Genomic DNA, 18651 nt, shown 5'->3' with positions numbered 1-18651 from the left:
TCAGTTCTCATTCGCCTTGTACGTTCGATACTTGAGGAACGCCACGAAAAACACCCCTCCAAAAGTATTGCCCAATAACATTGCAATCAACGTAATCAAATAGTCCATAAAATTGATGGAACCGGTCAACATTCCGGTAAAAATTTCAATATTTCCGACGATACTATGGTGAAATCCCCCAAGGCCTATAATCAAGGTGATGATATAGACCACCATTATTTGCCCGACTGCATGCTTGATCGAAGAGAGGGACCAAGACAATAGGCCCATCAACCACCCTGCAAGTATTGCACTGCCGAAAATAGTAAGTATAGGATAACCTGCCACATGGGTAGCAATGGCCTCAATACCCCCTAAGGTAATGACATGTAAAGACTGCCCTATGGCCAACAGCATTATACCGATGATAAAACCACCCAAAATATTTCCGGCAATAACGATGGCCCAAAGTTTCATCAACTCTTGAAAAGAACGCCGGCCCCCGATTACGGGCAAGGCCAACAATGAGGTCTGCTCGGTGAATAGAATCGATTTTCCGACAATGACCAGAATAAAACCTAAAGGATACACGAAAGCAGCGGTATAAGGAATCCAATCTTCATCAATAACCCCCTTGAATTGGCTGTAACAAATGGCCACTAACAAAAAACTGAACCCAATCTCCATACCTGCACTAAGTGCACTTAGAAAAGTGGCCATGGACTGTTTCTGATAAACTTCCAACCCTTCGCACAGTTGGTCGATCAAAATTTCATCATGACCGCCCATATCACCTTCTAGATTCGATTTTTTATCCGATTCGTCCTTTTCTTTTTTATCCATGATATACTTTTTTTATAAATAAGATTTTCATTTAGGGCTTAGGCTGTTTGAGCGGTTTCCATTAGACCCATATTTCTTGGCATACACATTGGTAAACTGTGCACCAAAGAACAAAATGAGACAGGCGTAAGAGACCCAAAGTAGAATAAGTACGATAGTTCCTGCGGCACCATAGGTGGAACCTGGTTCTACTTTGCCAAAATAGAATCCGATCATCGTTTTACCGATTAAAAACAAAATCCCCGTGATAATGGCACCCAGACGAACGGTTTTCCATGGTACTTTGATATCGGGCATGTACTTGAACATTAGGGCGAACAAAACGGTCACGATTCCAAAAGAAACCACGGTATCCATAAATAGGGTGATATAGACCACCAAATCGGGTAAAATCTGCCGTAAGTAGTCGCGCAATGCTGATACTGCCGCAGTGATAAAAAAACTTATCAATAACAGAAACCCTATGGCGAGTATAAACGCAAAACTTTTGGCCCTATCTATGACCAGTTTAAGAATGTTGGACTTTTGATTTTGCTGAAGGTTCCATATTTCATTTATGGACAATTGTAAATGGTAAAATACCCCAGTAGCACCATATATGAGGGTAGCAATCCCTAAAACCGTCGCAATACCACTCTTATTGCTGTCCCTAGTCTCGGCAATGATGTTCTGGATCGATTGCGCCGTATCACTACCTAAGGCATTCGCAATCTCTTCGGTCAACGCCCCTTGAACTATGTCAGCCCCCCATATCAAGCCTACAAGATTTACAATGATCACCAGAAGGCCCGGTAGGGACAAAACGGCGTAATAGGCCACGACGGCACTTAATCGAAAAGGCTCTTTACTAATCCAAGATTGGTAGGTAGTCACTAATAGCCCCCATAAATGGCCCCATCTAAAGTGTTCTTGTTTTTGCATACCATCAAAACTCGATAAAATCCCGAACTACTATTCGAAACCCTTAATTTAAGTACTAAATGTTAGCAAAGGGAACAAAAAGGCCTTAAAAAAGTGAATACGTTAAGAATTAATTGTTGTGCGCACATTAACCGTTTATCGTAGTGCTAATTTCGATATCCAGATACCGATTAAAAATGAAGAATTTAATAAGGGCGGTCTTAGCAGGTTGGGGTGCAAAAAAACTCGGTGGTGGTAAATGTGGATGTATTGGAACCCTATTCGTATTTCTATTGTTATACTGGCTACTCGGTTTTGTATTCAACGTCATCTAAACCGATAGCCCCTGAAATAAAATAATAATGATTACCTATTTATCAAAATTACTTGATAACGAAGACCCTGTAATTATAATGCCATTTAAAGGATATGCCAATGCTGAAAGACTTTATGGCCAAGCTAGGGTTCTTGAAGACGAGGGCATTGCGAACGTAGAGGCCGAAGGTGTCATCGGTAATCTGCACCGATCTTTCAAACGGTTTGAAACCGATGAGATTCACGGGGCAAAAGTACATGTATCCTGGCCAGGAGGGGAAACCACATTAATATCCGATAAGGAAGGATATGTATATTTGGACGTGGCCTACGATCCCTCTTTATGTGATGCATCAGCTGCGTCAATTCCCCTAACCTATTCCCTGATTGAAAGAGGTGAAATATCATTCACCATAACCTCATCAGCCATACGACCGTTGGCATCAGCCCAATTTGGGGTCATTAGTGATATGGATGAAACGGTATTGCACACTGGGCTAGACTCTTTTCTTAGATGGAAGGTCATCGTAAGTACCATGTTCTCCGATAGCACTGCAAGAATGCCATTGGAAGGGGTACGGGATTTTTACGTGAAGCTCGCCAAAGGCTTTTCAGGAAAAGGGCAAAACCCTTTTTTTTATTTATCAAACAGCCCATGGAACCTGTACGACTATCTACAGGCCTTTTTAGAAGGTAAAAACTTTCCCCAGGGACCATTGTTGTTACGTGATATTGGATTGGAAAACAAAAGAAAGGACTCATTTCTTGAAGGCAACAAATTCATTAAAATAAGCCACATCTTACAAACCTACCCAAAGTTGCCATTTTTACTTATTGGTGATGGGGAGGATTTGGATCCCGAAATTTATTTGGAAATCGCCAAAAGATTCCCAAATCAAGTGGCTACCATCTACATTCGGTCGGTTTCAGATAAAAGAAAGATCAAACGTATAACGAGGTTGATAGCCAACTTTGAAAACGTCGATATCAAGTTGATCTCGCATACCAATGAGGCGATTTTGCATGCCATTGAAAAGGGATATATCAAACCATAATGAATTGGTTGATATGCAATGCCCTTTATAGAAACTCAGTTACGTTGAAACATGAAAAATGAAGTAGCCAAAACCATAGGTATTATAGGTGTCGGGCCCAGGGGGCTTTCTGCCATGGAGTCTTTGTGCCTAGAGGCGTCAAGGCAGAACCAAACAGTTCAAATACTGGCTTTTGAACCTTTTAAATATCCTGGAGCGGGGCCGGTCTATGATTTAAGACAGCCGAAGACCAACTGGTTGAATGTTACCACAAGGGCGCTGGACATACCCGCACGGGAAGCGATTTCTTTTCATCACTTTCATATCCCCTATTTTCCAACATTTCAAGAATGGAGTGGTTTTAATGCAACAAACGTGGATGAGGATGCCATTGATGCGTTCCCATTGCGCTCTAAGTTGGGGGAATACCTATATGACCGTTACCTAAGTATTGTCGCGATATTAAAGCCTTTGGGTTTGTACAGGCTCATAGAAACGAAAGTGACCGCAGTAACCTTTACCAATGAAGCGGTCACGATAACAGATTCCAATAATGCTAGGCATACGGTTGGTGAAGCAGTGCTTTGCATAGGGCACCAACCCACGTATCACGATCAACAAATGACATCTTGGATAGCCCAATCAAATGATCATGTCGCCCTGCATTTGTTCAAAAAGCCTTATCCCGTGAAAATGTTTCAGGCCAAATTAGGCAACCCCTACAGGCCATCAGTCGGTATTCGTGGTTTCGGTCTGGCAATGATCGATGTTTGTCGGGCCCTAAGCGAAGGGCTTGGCGGCACGTTCAGGGTCGTCGATCACAGCACACAAAAAATGGTATACGAACCCAATGGTAAAGAACCCGAATTCATCGTTCCCTTTTCCCTTGATGGATTGCCAATGGCACCTAAACCCCTGAACAAGGAAATTGATGCCCACTACGTCGTCACAGACGGGGAACTTGAAAACTATGTGGCCTTTATCAAGGCAAGGTTCAATAGCCACAATACCATAGATTCACCAAAGTTTCTTATTGAAGCGATAAGCCCAATAATCGCAACTAAATTTATGCAACTAAATAAGCGCACCTTACCACACAAGTTATCAAGTCAAGCCCTTGAGACCATTATAGAGGCTTGGTTACTTGATGATGATTTTGAACATGACTTGATACTCTCAAAACGATTGCCCGTTAAGACCTTACTTCAAAAATTTGTCGCCATGGCAACGCATACCACAAAGCTAAGTTTAGACTATGTCATAGGGCACGTTTGGCGCCATTGCCAACCCACTATGTACAGTATACTGTCATTCGCCCCATTGAAAGATAGGGTCGTTGCTGAAATCATTGCATTGGATGAGCGTTTGAAAAGATATTCTTATGGCCCGCCCGTGAGTAGCCTTCAGCAACTTCTGGCACTGGCCGACGCAAAGTTATTGATCCTTGATGTTGTAAACAATCCTGAAATCATCGTAACGGGTACCGGTTGGGAGCTTTCAAAGGAGAATAAAACAATCAAGGTAGAAGCCATGATCAATTCGGTATTGGATACCCCAAAGCTTAATAGGGTAAAAAGTGAACTAGTGGAACAGCTGCGTCAAGAACCAAGTGTTCGCCCCTTATATACCGACTTGGCAATAGCAACCGAAAAAGACGGAACCTTGATTTCCCGATCACCGCATAGTGCACTACCGATCGCCGTACTTGGCAGACTGGCAAAGGGTACCTTAGTGGGTGTTGATGCCATTGCCGAGTGCTTTGGTGTACGGTCACAATACTGGGCAAAAGGGGTTTTTAATCGATTGGATAATGTCACCATGTAACAATTTTTTTTGAAACGCATTTAAACGTCAACAATAGCCGTCAGTCGTATTTTCTACCTAATAACTGATATTCAACATTCCCTAAGGATAAAAGTTATGTTATAGCATCAACTTTTAAATCATTTCAGCAACTGGAAGAACCCAATTTCAAGCATCTTGGGGTAAACTATAAAACTACGATGACCTTGGAGACAATTATAAAAAAAGAAGCTAAGACGGACTACAAATTAGTATCGCACATTGAAAACCGGTGGAGCCCTAGAACATTTTCAGACATCCCGATTTCCAGTAATGATATTAAGATCTTATTGGAGGCAGGTAGATGGGCGGCAAGCTCATTTAATTTACAACCCTGGATGATTTTTTGGGGCACCAAGGGGAGCAAGGCTTATGATATGCTATTCGATTGTATGAACGATTTCAATCAATCATGGGCCAAAAGCGCACCATTATTAGTGGCAACGGCCTACAATACCAAAAAGCCTGACGGCAAGGATAATTTTCATGCCCTTCATGATCTGGGGCTGTTCATGGGTAATATGGGTATTCAAGCACAGAGTATGGGCATAGGCCTGCACCATATGGCGGGATTTGATTTTGAAAAAGCAAAAAGGGATCTTCAACTGCCCGACGAATACCACGTTGCGACCATGGTAGCTTTAGGTTTTTACGGAGGAACCATGGACAACCTCAACGATGAGCTAAAAGAACAAGAATTGAATCCAAATAGGGAAAGAAAACCCATAGCTGAATTCGCTTTCAATGGAGCTTATGTAGACAGGGCCCAACTCGATACCTAATACTGTCAGAGTATGTTATAAAATCATTACTAATCCTTCTAAAAATCGAAATATGTCAATTGTAACCATCATTTTAAACATTCTATTACCGCCATTGGGCGTGTTTTTAAAGCATGGCCTCGGAAGCACCTTTTTAATCAGTATCGTACTGACCCTAATAGGTTGGCTTCCCGGTGTTATTCACGCTTTTTATGTGAATCAATAAATAAGGCCGGTATCAGAAATAAAAAGGGCGAGTGGTAGAACCATTCGCCCTTCTTAATGGGTAAAACAACTTAGGTATTGTACCCCTAATCCGCTAAATCTTCTAAGACCTTGATGCGGTTCAAGCCCGATTCAATTCTGGTCAATTGTCTTTGAAGTACTTCTTTTGCCCCTAAGGGTAACGGTTCATCCAAAATTTCCTTGTATTCATCCATTGCCGCTTTTTCGCCCGTGATCGCAGCTTCCAACATGGCTTCGTCATTGTCGGATGAGAAGAAGGATTTGACATCCATCCAAGTTCTATGCGCCGTACCCGTAAGACTACCAGAATCTTCAATTTCCTCTCCGGTCCTTCCAACAATCGTCTCTAATTGGGTAACGAAATTTTGTCTTTCATCACTCTTGGTTGAAAAATAATTTTTCAATTCCGATGAAGAAGCATTTTCCGATGCTTTGCTAAAACCCTTTTTGGCATCAATATTCTTTTCAATCAATCCGTTTAACCTTTCGGCTACATTTTCAGTAAAATTATTCATTCTTTATATGTTTTAATACATTATCAATACTTCAAATTTAGGCTGCCTAATGTGATAAGATCGACGCTAACAATTCAGATATTAATCGATTTGAAAACACCAAAAGAGTCCTTTAAAAGTGGGATAGAATCAAATAATACTGTGGAATGCCCTAACTTGTCTAGCATCTAAAAATAAGTGCGGATTACGTTCAAAATTACAAAGGCCGCGATTAAAAAAGCTTGATGGAGGATACTCAGGATATTATCGAACAATTCAACTTGGTATACGTGAATGACCTTCATTTGCCTATTACACGTAAGGGTGAAAAAGATAAATTTCGATACCTATTGCATGGTGTTGAACTAAATGAAAAAAGCCACCTGAAAAGAATCGAGGCACTGGTCATTCCGCCAGCGTGGAAGGAGGTGATGATCACAGATCTGCCCAATGGACACCTTCAGGCCACTGGTCGTGACGCGAGATCCAGAAAACAATACCGTTACCACGATAAATGGTCGAAAATCAGGAATCAAACAAAATTCAATAAGATGGTATCCTTTGGCCGACAGTTGCCCAGAGTCAGAAAACAGGTCGATGAGGATCTAAACGAGGATGGTTGGCCTAAAAAAAAGGTAGTTGCCTTAATTGTCAGGCTTATGGAAGAAACACATATAAGGATAGGAAACATACAATACGCAAAGCGGAATAAGACCTATGGCCTTTCTACCCTTCGTAAAAAGCATGTGAATGTATTCAAGGACAAATTGCGTTTTGAATTTACCGGAAAAAAGGGCAAGGCCCATAAAGTGACCCTGAACAATAAAAAATTGGTCAAATTGGTCAGTGAGTGTGAGGAAATTCCTGGGTGGGAACTTTTTAAGTACTACGGCCCGTCAGGAACAAAGAAAACCGTGGATAGTACTATGGTAAATGACTATATCCACACTATTTTCGGTTCACGCTTCAGTGCGAAGGATTTTAGGACTTGGGCGGCATCATTGATTTTTTTCGATACGCTTTATGATTTGGGTATTACCCAAGATGAACGGCGGCAACAACAAAATATATTGAAGGCTTACGATTGTGCCTCAAAAGAACTTGGCAATACCAGAAACGTATGTCGAAAATACTATGTACACCCCGCGATAGAAAAAGCCTATGCTGATGGCCAGATCATCAACTATTTCAAAATAGTCGATGAAGAAACTGATAACGAATACGGCCGTACAGCCTCTGAAAAAGGGTTATTGGCACTTCTCGAAGATTCGTACTAACCCTATTGAATCTTTCCATTCAACTTCATGTCTTCTTGTAAGTCTTTTTTTTGCGAAGTAATCTATACCCGGTATAAGCGGCATGTACACCCAATAATAGTAGTTTTGCCTTTCTGCCCCTTGTTACCAACAAGGCTACTTTTAAGACTTTTTTCATGACGCTATTCCCGAGGTGAAGTCCCTTTTACGTTTCTGTAACTGATCGGTAAGGTCACTTATGGTTTTCTTAGTAGCAGATTTAAAATCACTGTCGTTCGATTCGGCATACAATCGTGGCCCGGGGGCACTTAATCTAATCTCACAAATACAATTTTCTCCATCAGTTCGGTTATCCCTTCTAAGAAAAACATCGGCCCGATGTATAAAAGTATATTTATTACTTAGCTTTTTTAATTCATCGGTAATGTATTCGTCCAATGCTACTGATTTGGCAATATCTACATAATTGAAAATTATTTGAAAATCTTTCATAGGCAGCTATTTTTTATTTCTTGATTTTTTTACTGAGACAATACGTTAATCGTTGGCATTACTTTCATTAATTTCGAAGGAATCACCATTTTCATTTCGATCTGCATTCGGGCTTTCCCCTTCTTTCGCACTACTTTCATTGATTTCAAAAGTGTTTCCGTTTTTATTGCCCGATTCCTCATTACCTCGGTGTTGTTCGCTACTCTTATCTTCCGCTATCATTTTACAAATTGTTTTGATGTTACCATTATTTCGATGTTTGCAAGTAACCATTAATATCAAAAGAAGGTTGACTACTTTGCGATTATGATTGACCCTAATACGAAAAGGTGGTTTTTGGGATTATGCCAACCTGTTCCAGTATTGATTTGAATTCAACGATAACCTAAATGAGTCAAACAAGTGGTCCCCTAGTGTATACCTTTGACCGAATATTCATCTGTATAGAAATGAAACTAAGTGTTTATACGAAAAGGGCTTTGTTGGGCGGAGTACTGTCATTATTGATAATCACTTCAGGATCTTTGATTTTGGGTAGCCTTAGCGGATACGAGGCCAAGGTTTTGATTAAAAATTCAATAGCCGGCCTCAACACCCTATGCAATACCATTGCACTGGCATCAGCAACGATTCTTGCCCTGTTATTGACGCTATTAAGTTTAAGTAGTGGCACGAACAGTAAACTAAAAAAAGACCATTACCAACATGTGCTTGTTATCGCAAAAGTGGACACTGCGGTTTTCATAGGCGCGGTTATGGGTTTTCTCTTATTCAATTTACCGATAACCGAGTCTGAGAATGTGCCGAGCAATTGGTATAGTAGTATTTATTATATATCCCTCGGTTTATCAAGCATTCTGAGTGCATCGTTAATCGTCGTGGTTTTGATGTTATACAATACTGTAGTGAATATCATAAAAATCGTGGGATTGGGCCAAAAAGACCATCCTCTTACCATAGATGAAGAGTAGAATAAAAGCAATAAGTGCCCCTTATCATTTTGATAGCATAGGGGACATTTAGATGGTTTGAATTCTGCCTTAGGGGTCAAGTCAAAAAGTTAACTGGTTATCCGTTAATCCGAAATATTTTATGATTGGAGGGTCCCCTCCTAGGGCAATCGCGAAAAACAATTCCCATGCTGTTGATACCAAAGTAAACTACCTCGGGGCAAGCCCGCGAGGCATTCGTAGGAAACAAACATTTAATTTCGAGGCAAGCCTCTGAGTATTATACCCTTTGGCGGCGCCAATAAAATCCACTGAAAACAGCTGAGGAACCATAAAATACAAGATGGCTTGGTATCTCGATTTCCTATTGGTACCTCAACCATATAGGCCCTAATTCACTAATTTAGCCAACAAATCATGCTGAAAATGCACCAAACATTCCGTTTATATCTTATTTTTAGTGTCATTTTTAGTTTTTTTCGGTTTGGCCTTGCCGCTCAAGAAATCACCGCAGATGCGGGTAGTTTTGGCATCGATGACAAAAACAAGATTATTGTTTGGCACCACAATGCTTCGGACTCAAAGGCAACATTACCGAAACGCATCAAAAAAATCAGGTTCGGTACTTCGTATAAGATACTCGATAAGATTAAATCGTTCTCCTATTCCCGGTCTTACACGATAAAAAGAAGGCGAGACACCTTTGCCTTGTACATCACCAGACTGCCCCTAATCATTATCGATGTGGATACTGCCTTGAACAAAGATTCAAAAGTATTGGGCACTATTGACTACTACAGTTCGAACAAATCAGTACAAAGCGCTGTTGGTATCGAGTTTCGGGGAAACCTCTCTTTGACCTATCCGAAGAAAACATTCGATTTGGAGTTTTGGACGGATAGTATCGCTAAAAACCCTAGGGACATCCAGTTCATGACCATGCGGAATGACGACGATTGGATCTTAGACGGGCTATATAACGAACCGCTACGGATTCGCTCATATATCGCTTCAGAATTATGGAATGCCATACACAAACCCCATTATAGGGCGTTGGCCCCAGAAGCAAAAAGTGGTTTTACCCAAGAATATGTTGAGGTTTTTAAAAATAAACGCTATTTAGGGTTATTTACCCTATCAGAGTCCGTGGACCGAAAGCAACTGGATTTGGTCAAAAATGAAGATAACCTCATAAAGGGAGAACTTTTTAAGGCGGAATCGTATGAAGGTGCTCCCGCATTTGAAAAAGCGCCGGAATACAATAATCTATTTCCCCACTGGGGTGGTTTTAGAATGGAATTTCCCGTTATAGACTATAAATCGCATTGGGAAGACATTGCCGACCTTGTCAACATGGTGGTAAACGCTTCAGATGCAGAATTCACGGCAAATATTGGTAAACGGCTCAACATGACCAATGTCATTGACTATTTCATCTTCGTTAATGTATTGAGGGCCACTGATAATCTAGGTAAGAACTATTATTTGGCACGTTACGATGTAGCGGAACCTTATTTTTTCGTACCATGGGATTTGGATGGCGTTATGGGAATCATTCAAGATGGAAAACGAATCGCAACCACGGACGATATTTTAAGTAATGGCCTATTTGATCGCTTGTTACGACTCAACCCCAATGGATATCGCAACAATCTTAGATTAAGATGGCAAACTTTACGAAAAAAAGAGCTCGGTGATGCTACCCTTTTTGGCCAAATAGAACATTTGTTCTCAAAACTGAAGGAGGACAAAATTTATGAGCGCGAACACGGGATTTGGCCAAACCAGAGAAAATTGGATGAAGATTATCAATATTTGGAATCTTGGGTCACAAAGCGATTGCTATTTCTTGACGGCTACTTTAATGACCTCTGATTTTATTCGAGAATCATTCTGTTACCCAAATCATCGATTACATATTCGATTTCTTTTACTATGAGCAACCCTTTGGTTTTCCCTGAATATTTGAAGTTTCCGTGCGGAACGTCTGTCATGATCACTTTACCTCCGTATCCGGTTGATATCTTTTTTACAAAGGTGTGACCTACTACAATTTTGGTCGCGTCGTAATAGGAAAGAACGTCTGAAAGCTCTAAAGCCCCTATTTTGTCATACCTTTTCGTGCTTCTGACAAGGCCCCTATACCACAAGGGACCTTTACTTCCAAATAGAAATTCATCGATTTTATCGTATTCATCGTTATTTTTATAATACCCTGCACGCATGATGGCATTGATTCCCTCAAGTGATAGGCCATAATCCAAAATTTCAGGACTTAGCCCTCCATGAACAAAAAGGTAAGGTCCTATTTTTTCAATGACGTTTTTAGTGGAAAGCCATTTTCCCAATTCAACCTGGTTGGAATACAAGAACTTCACTGCCTCGATTTTGTCTTCCTTCCCACTTATCTCTTGAGCAACCTTTATATATTTTCCGTTATTGTAGGTATGGTTTCCATTAAAATTCAGAATCTCATGATTTCCTAAAATAAAATGTACATGCCCCTTTTCCAGATATGCTTGCCGTTCTAACTTGTAAATCAACCATAATACCTGCGTAACGTTCTTTCCTCGATCTACAAAATCCCCTAAAAGCACCAAATGACCGTTTCCAAAAATCCAGTTATGCCGTTCATCAATCACCTTGTGTGCCATCAAAAAGCTAGCAAATCCATTATAGTTACCTTCAATATCAGAGATGACCACCATTTTTTCAGGCTGTGGAAAAGTGCTTTCAAAAACCCGATGCCGTGACTTCAAACCGACACGGAATGTATCACACGCTTTATTGAACACATGCACTGATAATGAATCTTGATTGGTATAAGGCTCTTTTAGAAAACGATTTGCAGCGTTTACACGGTAAAGGGTATCGTTGAAGATATATGGACCATCTTGGCCATCATAACCGATTTCTTTTTTTTGTCGTACTGTGGAAATTTTGGAATCCCTTTTGGTAGGGCTATTTGATTTCTTCCCTTGCGAAGTACCCATGTCTTGAGAATATAGGTACTGACCTAAAATCAGAACGGTAATGAATATCGGTAGTTTGAACCTAAGCATCGGTAATGTAGACAAGGGGTTATAGAACCCGTAATTTAAGCAATCTTCTTTTATTGGCACCGCCAAAGGGTATAGTACTCTGAGGCTTGCCTCGAAATTAAACGTTTGTTTCCTAAGAACGCCTCGCGGGCTTGCCCCGAGGTAGTTTACTTCCGTTTTTTTGCCAATGGTATTCTTGGGTATCCTTCTGGCTTGGCCCTTAACATATAAAATAACCATTCTATGCCCAATGAGCCCTACGATGTATTGTTTGACCTATGATCAATCTGGCAAGTTACTATCCATGCTTGAGTCAGGATATTGGTTTTGTTCAAATTAGTCGTTGCCATAGTTTGTGTCTTTAATACTCATTCTATCGTTGGTGAAAACAAGATTCGAAACGGCTTGGATACCATCCATTTACTTAAAACCTTCCGCACTTGTTTTGACGTCAAGCCTTGTTGTATTCGGAGCCTTTCAAAATAGGCATTGGGATCATCGCCATATACCAAACTTGTTCCCAGAAGTTCTGTTCTACTCCACTGAAAACCTAAGTTTTCTTGCATCCCCCTTATATCCGTAATCGCACTTTTCTTAGCCAACCCCAACTCATTTGTCGTCAGATCCTTTTCTGTAAGCCCCTTAATACCCCTCAAAAAGAATTTCTCTACATGGGTACTATCACAGGCATTGGGAAATTGGATTCTTACCTGAAACTGTCCGGCGGTTTTATACATATCGGCATATGCCCTACTATTGGCTACTGCAAAGGGAATGTACTTTTTAAGTCTATACCTATTGTTCAAATGTGACGCCACAAGTTTGAGAACCGCATCGTCTTTCAATTCATAATTCGGTATAGCCCAAGAAAAAACCATCGTATTTAAGGAATCGTTTTGGTGTGGGGTCTTCATTGAGATACTTTGTTTTGATGGTACGATAGGTTTTGAAACCTCATTTACCGGTCTCTTTTTCGATGCAACCCTACTAAAGTATTGATGGACCAATTTTTTAACCCTAGACATATCAAAATTGCCAACGACAAAAAGAATGATATTTTCTGAAAAGATGATTTCTTCATAACGCCGTTTAAAATCGTTCACGGAAAATGTTCTATTATTTTCAAGTTTGCCATAACCGTTCGCTGCGTAAGGATGCCCTTTGCCGAAAGTACCTTCACTTATTGCCAAACTCCCTTCGGCACTCCAATGGGGATTTTTCGCATTCCGCTGTATTTCAAATAGCACTTTTTTTCTTTCGAATTCGACACGATTTGCCGTAATGGCATTTGCGCCTGCAAGCAATCTTCCGGCAGCCCTTTGAAGTGCGGGTTTTATCCCTTCAGGTAATACTTTTAAATAAAATCTACTGAAGTCTTTCTTAACTTGGGCATTACTCCCTTTTAAATACGAATTAAGAAATACATGCTTATCGATGGAATCCATTTTACCGTAGGGCATTACATGCTCAAAAAAATGTTGCAAGCCATATTCATACGGATTATCAATGGCCGTTCCGGTACGAATCCAAAATTCTACCGAGACGTGGTTGAAGGTACTATCTGGCTGTAAAATCACCTCCAATCCATTTTTCAATGCGTAATACTCATATTTTAAGCATAGCGAATCAATTTGAGCATCAACGTCGCTAGTCTTTATGTGTGAAACCGTTTTACGATTAAATTCGGCATTAATGGTTTTACTGGTTTTTATGGGTAGGTCTTGCGCGAAGCTACAACAAGGGGTCAATAGCACTAGTAATCTTAAGATATTCATTTTCATATTATGATTTTGGTCTGAACAAGGTTACGTGGTCATCAAAACGGTATGACGGTAAGTACCACAAAATGGGATGCTCATATCGCATATCCACTATAGCCGATGGACCTTTCATCATACCACAAAGCCTTTTCGTTCCATTTACTGTTGCATTTTTAATATGGTATTCAAGGCACTATCCTCACCTCGCATATAATCCGAAAATCGTAGGGAAACCCTTTTATCGAGGTTTAAATGTTCTACCGCTACACCGTCGAATATGGTTATCCAAAAACACTTGCTCCAATCGTTACATCCGTTTTGCCAATCGTGATAAGCCGTCCATATCCTTAAAGGAATCTTTGAATTCGGTAATACCATCGTGCTTCCGCCGTCGGCCCAGAACCGTAAGTTATCCCCAACGGGTTCCCCAATTATAATCGCATTGCTTTTAGCCGTGTTTTTAGCAATGGCCGCCGTCATGATACCTGCTGAAAAAGTACCATTACCAGTGATAATGTAAAACGAATTACCATTTAATCGCACATTGATTTTCTTGATGAACGAGCGTGCAATAGAATAGTCACCCCCAGGGTTGAAGCGCAAATCTAAAATTGCAAATTTGAGTGGCTTATTTTTCACCCCATGCAACACCTTTTCTAGGTACGCATCAATATTGCAGGTTTCACGATGTACATTTTCATTGAGTTGAACGTAGAGGCCGTTCCGTATCGGTTTATGCCAAACATTTGAATTGGTATTTTGAAAAGGTATCGGCGAGGAAATAGCAGGATTAAGATGATGCCAGTTCTTCTTTGATTTCATTAAATTTCCATTGAGCCAGTGGGGAGGCCAATACCCCACACTGTTTTGATGTTCAGTACTAGCTTCCACTACAATATGCTTTTCCATCCCCAAATGATCCTCATAAACCAACGTAATGGCATTTTCAGTATAACCGCACCCTATGGCATCCAAAATTTCAGGTGACATAAAATATAGTGGGCTGAAAAAACGCAAACGGTTATGATTACCTCCATACCACGGTTTTAATAATCGCAACAGATCTGAAGGTGTCCTTTCATTTATTTTTGTGATTCTTACACCGAGTAATCTTTGATACGGCGATTGGGCCAATACTACCCGTAAATCGCCATCGAACCAATAACATCGTATGGGTATGGCATTAAGGTGCTTGGCCAATTCGCGTGGGGCAATATTGGTGTGCGTGTTATCGGCTTGGGCCATAATTTTAGCAACAGACATAACGAACTTGTGGTTGTCTAATGGTAACCGCGATTTCACAGTATCTATTTGGGTAAAAAACAAGGTCCTTTTTTCTTGGGTATCAAAGCTTCTATCCTTGTCTATGAACAGGGCCAAATATTCTAAATCTTGACGTTGTGCTTCTTTCAAACTCGTGGGTCGGGGATATTCCCTTTGAGGAGCTTCAATAACAAAGCGATGGTAAAAAATAGCGAAGACCAGCATTAACAGTAAAACCGCCCCAAAAGCGGTCACCATAAATCTTTTTAGCCATTTGTTCATTGTAAAAGGATAAAGATTTCTATTTGATATTGAAAAAACCTTAGAACAGATGCTAAGCTCCCTCACCGAACATTATAAGGATCGCTTCTGCAGGTTTATCTGACTCATTCCACCATTTGTGGGTCACTTGCGCTGGGATAAAGATGGTATTTCCGGCAGAGACCGTAATATGCTCACCATCCACTTCCCCTTGAATGGTTCCATTGATTATAACACACATCATAGGGAATGGATTTGCCTGTTCCCTGGGGTCATGGCGCACTTTATCACCCGGGGCAACGCTATACCAAGCGGTTCGCAAACCTTTTTCATAATAAAAAACCGTAGCGTTCGATCCATGCACTTTACGGGTAGCACCTTCATGAAACGGAATGATTTCTGGAAAACCTTTTGTCCAAAAATGAAAGGAAAAAGCGTTTAGATGATGGTCATCATCAATGGAAGGTCTAAAGGCGTTGATCTCTCGAACGCTCATCGGTGTATAATCGCTACCAAAGGCCTTACCTTGGGCGGTAAGTGCATTGATCTTACCATCGTAAATAGCCCTTAAGGTTTTCAACTCAATGCGATATACATAAGTTGGTATTTTAGGTAGTCCTTCATTCAAATTAACTTCCCAATTTTTTGAATGTAATCGTTGTCCCGTTACGGTGACCGTCCAAGCTACATCAGCTTCTGGAACTTCTATTCCAATAATGCGCTTTTTGCTTGCATGCCTATCATTTTTATAATCATTGACATAAGAGGTAATGATCTCATGAACCTCTTCTTTAAGTTTTTCCTGCGAATTCTTTTTTACCTCAGGATTGAATTCCGTGGAACAGATTTCATTTGCTGAGCTGCTAGTTGTGAAGAAACCATAAAATAGGATTATACTAAAAGTTTTGATCGTTTTCATCTGATGTATCATTTTGAATTTTTGATTGTACAAATGAATCCAAAAGGACCTTACGACCTTGAGAAAAACGATGCTTTGTGGGGAAAAAGTAAATTTTAGGGGTGAACGTGCAGAATGGTATTGATATGCTCAGCATATTTTTTTGAAACCGGTATCTCATCATGATATTTCCGTAGTGAAATTATCATACTGCGGCTATTTATTTCCTTTACTTTGAAGTATTGGGTGTTTATCAAATATTTTCTATGACATCGATATATTGGTGAGATCGGATTTACGATTTGGGATTCTATGTTCTTCAAACTCGATCTTATCACTTTTTTCTCCCGAATCCCCTTGACCTCCATATGTACATCGACATAATTGTCATCACTTACGATATACATCACTTCACTGATATTCAGTCGAAAGGGTTTGAAGCTTGAAGTTTTGATTAGGTAGCTTTCTTGAGATGATAGCAAATTGAGTTTTTTACGATTGAAAAAGCTTACGGCACCTAGTATAAAAAATGTAACGGTAATACCGATCCCCAGAACCCTACCTAGAATCAAAAAGTACTCTTTAATCGTGAAACTTTGAAAATCGGCAAGAAAAACCTTGTAAAAAAAAATCGTAGCGGATACTACAACGAGTATCAGCGGGTACCATAAAAGTGCCTTACCTAGATTCCAGCTTTTAAATGCCTTTGGAAATATAGCCGGAATTACAAACTCCATAAAAAAAATGACACCTGAAAAAATAATCCCAAAACTAAATATGATGAGGTATATATACCATTCACCCGTTTGGTTTTCAATTTTGAAAGGTTTGAATATTAAGATGAATAGACTACAGGCTAAGCCAATCAACAATAGTAGTAGCACACTTTTACGATTTCTTTTTGGCCTTGGAAATGGGGTGCGTAAAAAATTCATAACATTTGAAGAAACACATGACCTTCAATGGTTTAATGGCTCCTTACGATAATAGGAAAACCACCAGGTCAATTTCCCTCAAAACTAAGAAATATAGCTGTTTGTTAAACTTTAAAGTATTGGAATTCCGTTTAATCCATTTCCGTAGTAATTTGATTACTTACCTCTAGTCGAAAGAAAAATTCAAAACGTTCTTCAATTTATGAAATCCATACCTGCCTGACCAGGTTATTCCAATCTGATCTTAACAATAAATTCCATGTAATCGTTATTGAAAATAGTTTTAGTTGGTTCCCTCATTTCGTTTCATCCTACTTCGAAATTCGGTAGGAGTCATCGAATAACGTTCCAAGAAAATCTTGGATAAATAGCTTTTAGAGTTCAATCCGACCAGATAGGTTATCTCTGATATGGAATGCTCAGATTGCTCAAGAAGTTCCTTAATACGCAGAAGACGCTCGTTCTGTATGTATTCGTTGACAGACATGCCATAAATCGACCTAAAGCCACCTTGTAGAATATTGACACTCAAACCAAATTTTTGGGCAAGACCCTGTACTGATGGTAGGTTTTCCATGTTTTGTTTGATAAACACTGCGGCTTGCTTGATGAAGCGGGTTTGATTCTGTCTAAAGATGCTTCGTTTATCCGGTTTCTTAAAATCGTCTAAGTATTGCTCTAGAAAACTTGAAAAAATCTCATAGGCCTTGGCCTCTAAATAGATATATCTGTTCATCCCTTTTAAGCCACAGTTCTTAAACTCTTCGATCATCACACCGATATCATAACTGAAAGAACCTTTATATGTAAAGGGTATTACCCCGTTTAAATCCCTAAATAGAATTGCCATTTCGGCATCCATTTCCTCGGTGAAATCAATAATACGACTTTCGAAAAGTTTTCGGTTGACTTCAATGGAAAATAAATCGGAATCCGCCTGGGAAGGTATGATGAAATGATGGTTGTTGCCCGGCGTACTGGCAACGACCAAAACCTCCGAGAAATTTATCTCGGTATACTTTTCAAAATTTTCAAGTTTATGGTGATATACATTCCCAACGTTGAATATCAACTTCAACGGATGAACCATTCCTTTCGCCAACTCGAAATGGAAGTCTTTCGTTAATTTATAATTCGTATGGACTACACCAAAACCATCCTTAAAATCATAAGACTTTACACTACCTTGCCCGAATTCTTTAGGGAGATCGACGATGCACTCATATTTATGGTCTAAATAATCTATGCCAAGTGCAGAAGCCATGGATTTGACCACGGCATGTGCATCCGTATCCTTGACAGAAAGCTTTTTTTTCATACCCCTTCCCTATAATCGTCGAACAACATAGTAACCTAAGATAAAATTAGTTCGATAGCATGT

General features: G+C 40.0%; 19 protein-coding genes. 8 read left to right on the top strand and 11 right to left on the bottom strand.

Going from position 1 to position 18651, the window contains the following annotated elements; genetic code table 11:
• Together AACM45_RS00220 and AACM45_RS00215 are read right to left on the bottom strand one after the other, a co-directional pair.
• The gene (locus AACM45_RS00220) at positions 1-822 is read right to left on the bottom strand and encodes a formate/nitrite transporter family protein (protein WP_339140041.1); all 822 of its coding nucleotides are present in this window, start codon (positions 820-822) and stop codon (positions 1-3) included.
• Positions 823-849: 27 nt separating this feature from the next.
• On the bottom strand, positions 850-1743 hold the full coding sequence (locus tag AACM45_RS00215) for a YihY/virulence factor BrkB family protein (protein WP_339140040.1): 894 nt from the start codon (positions 1741-1743) through the stop codon (positions 850-852).
• A 176-nt stretch (positions 1744-1919) separates the two neighbouring features.
• On the opposite strand from AACM45_RS00215, the gene AACM45_RS00210 reads away from it, so the two are divergent.
• The 5 genes from AACM45_RS00210 (at position 1920) to AACM45_RS00190 (ending at position 5900) form a co-directional block, all read left to right on the top strand.
• On the top strand, positions 1920-2057 hold the full coding sequence (locus AACM45_RS00210; RefSeq protein WP_339140039.1) for a hypothetical protein: 138 nt from the start codon (positions 1920-1922) through the stop codon (positions 2055-2057).
• 27 nt (positions 2058-2084) lie between these two features.
• Positions 2085-3092 carry an App1 family protein gene (locus AACM45_RS00205; protein WP_339140037.1) on the top strand — a complete coding sequence of 336 codons (1008 nt, stop codon included), beginning with the start codon at positions 2085-2087 and terminating at the stop codon, positions 3090-3092.
• A gap of 51 nt (positions 3093-3143) precedes the next feature.
• Complete coding sequence (locus AACM45_RS00200; protein WP_339140035.1) at positions 3144-4895, top strand: FAD/NAD(P)-binding protein; 1752 nt, start codon at positions 3144-3146, stop codon at positions 4893-4895.
• A 185-nt stretch (positions 4896-5080) separates the two neighbouring features.
• Positions 5081-5695: a nitroreductase family protein gene (locus AACM45_RS00195; RefSeq protein WP_445227716.1), complete on the top strand. Its 615-nt coding sequence runs from the start codon at positions 5081-5083 to the stop codon at positions 5693-5695.
• A 52-nt stretch (positions 5696-5747) separates the two neighbouring features.
• A complete protein-coding gene (locus tag AACM45_RS00190; RefSeq protein WP_339140032.1) occupies positions 5748-5900 on the top strand; it encodes a YqaE/Pmp3 family membrane protein in 153 nt (50 codons plus the stop codon).
• Between the two features lie 85 nt (positions 5901-5985).
• On the opposite strand, the gene AACM45_RS00185 is transcribed toward AACM45_RS00190, so the two are convergent.
• A complete protein-coding gene (locus tag AACM45_RS00185; RefSeq protein ID WP_339140030.1) occupies positions 5986-6435 on the bottom strand; it encodes a ferritin-like domain-containing protein in 450 nt (149 codons plus the stop codon).
• A gap of 224 nt (positions 6436-6659) precedes the next feature.
• On the opposite strand from AACM45_RS00185, the gene AACM45_RS00180 reads away from it, so the two are divergent.
• Positions 6660-7691, top strand: a complete 1032-nt coding sequence (locus AACM45_RS00180; protein ID WP_339140028.1) for a DNA topoisomerase IB — start codon at positions 6660-6662, stop codon at positions 7689-7691.
• A 153-nt stretch (positions 7692-7844) separates the two neighbouring features.
• Here the strand turns inward: AACM45_RS00180 and AACM45_RS00175 are convergent, their stop codons facing one another.
• Together AACM45_RS00175 and AACM45_RS00170 are read right to left on the bottom strand one after the other, a co-directional pair.
• Positions 7845-8162: an HPF/RaiA family ribosome-associated protein gene (locus AACM45_RS00175; RefSeq protein WP_339140027.1), complete on the bottom strand. Its 318-nt coding sequence runs from the start codon at positions 8160-8162 to the stop codon at positions 7845-7847.
• A gap of 45 nt (positions 8163-8207) precedes the next feature.
• A complete protein-coding gene (locus tag AACM45_RS00170; protein ID WP_339140026.1) occupies positions 8208-8384 on the bottom strand; it encodes a hypothetical protein in 177 nt (58 codons plus the stop codon).
• Positions 8385-8611: 227 nt separating this feature from the next.
• On the opposite strand from AACM45_RS00170, the gene AACM45_RS00165 reads away from it, so the two are divergent.
• Positions 8612-9133 carry a hypothetical protein gene (locus tag AACM45_RS00165; RefSeq protein WP_339141171.1) on the top strand — a complete coding sequence of 174 codons (522 nt, stop codon included), beginning with the start codon at positions 8612-8614 and terminating at the stop codon, positions 9131-9133.
• A gap of 405 nt (positions 9134-9538) precedes the next feature.
• Entirely contained in the window at positions 9539-10987 is a 1449-nt protein-coding gene (locus AACM45_RS00160) for a CotH kinase family protein (protein ID WP_339140025.1), read from the top strand.
• A gap of 2 nt (positions 10988-10989) precedes the next feature.
• Here AACM45_RS00160 and AACM45_RS00155 read toward each other — a convergent pair whose 3' ends face one another.
• From AACM45_RS00155 to AACM45_RS00130, 6 genes are all read right to left on the bottom strand, one after another.
• Entirely contained in the window at positions 10990-12393 is a 1404-nt protein-coding gene (locus AACM45_RS00155) for a metallophosphoesterase (RefSeq protein ID WP_339140024.1), read from the bottom strand.
• Positions 12394-12521: 128 nt separating this feature from the next.
• Positions 12522-13934: a M16 family metallopeptidase gene (locus AACM45_RS00150; RefSeq protein WP_339140022.1), complete on the bottom strand. Its 1413-nt coding sequence runs from the start codon at positions 13932-13934 to the stop codon at positions 12522-12524.
• A gap of 138 nt (positions 13935-14072) precedes the next feature.
• The gene (locus AACM45_RS00145; protein WP_339140020.1) at positions 14073-15458 is read right to left on the bottom strand and encodes a hypothetical protein; all 1386 of its coding nucleotides are present in this window, start codon (positions 15456-15458) and stop codon (positions 14073-14075) included.
• Positions 15459-15510: 52 nt separating this feature from the next.
• On the bottom strand, positions 15511-16356 hold the full coding sequence (locus tag AACM45_RS00140) for a cupin domain-containing protein (protein ID WP_339140019.1): 846 nt from the start codon (positions 16354-16356) through the stop codon (positions 15511-15513).
• Between the two features lie 95 nt (positions 16357-16451).
• Positions 16452-17270: a LytTR family DNA-binding domain-containing protein gene (locus tag AACM45_RS00135; RefSeq protein WP_339140018.1), complete on the bottom strand. Its 819-nt coding sequence runs from the start codon at positions 17268-17270 to the stop codon at positions 16452-16454.
• A 283-nt stretch (positions 17271-17553) separates the two neighbouring features.
• Positions 17554-18588 (bottom strand): helix-turn-helix domain-containing protein, encoded by a 1035-nt coding sequence (locus AACM45_RS00130; RefSeq protein WP_339140017.1) that lies wholly within the window; start codon positions 18586-18588, stop codon positions 17554-17556.
• Positions 18589-18651: the final 63 nt, after the last annotated feature.

Origin of the sequence: Croceitalea sp. MTPC5, assembly GCF_036985505.1 — a bacterium.
In the GTDB taxonomy this organism is placed as follows: domain Bacteria; phylum Bacteroidota; class Bacteroidia; order Flavobacteriales; family Flavobacteriaceae; genus Croceitalea.
This window is presented reverse-complemented; position numbering and strand designations above follow the sequence as displayed.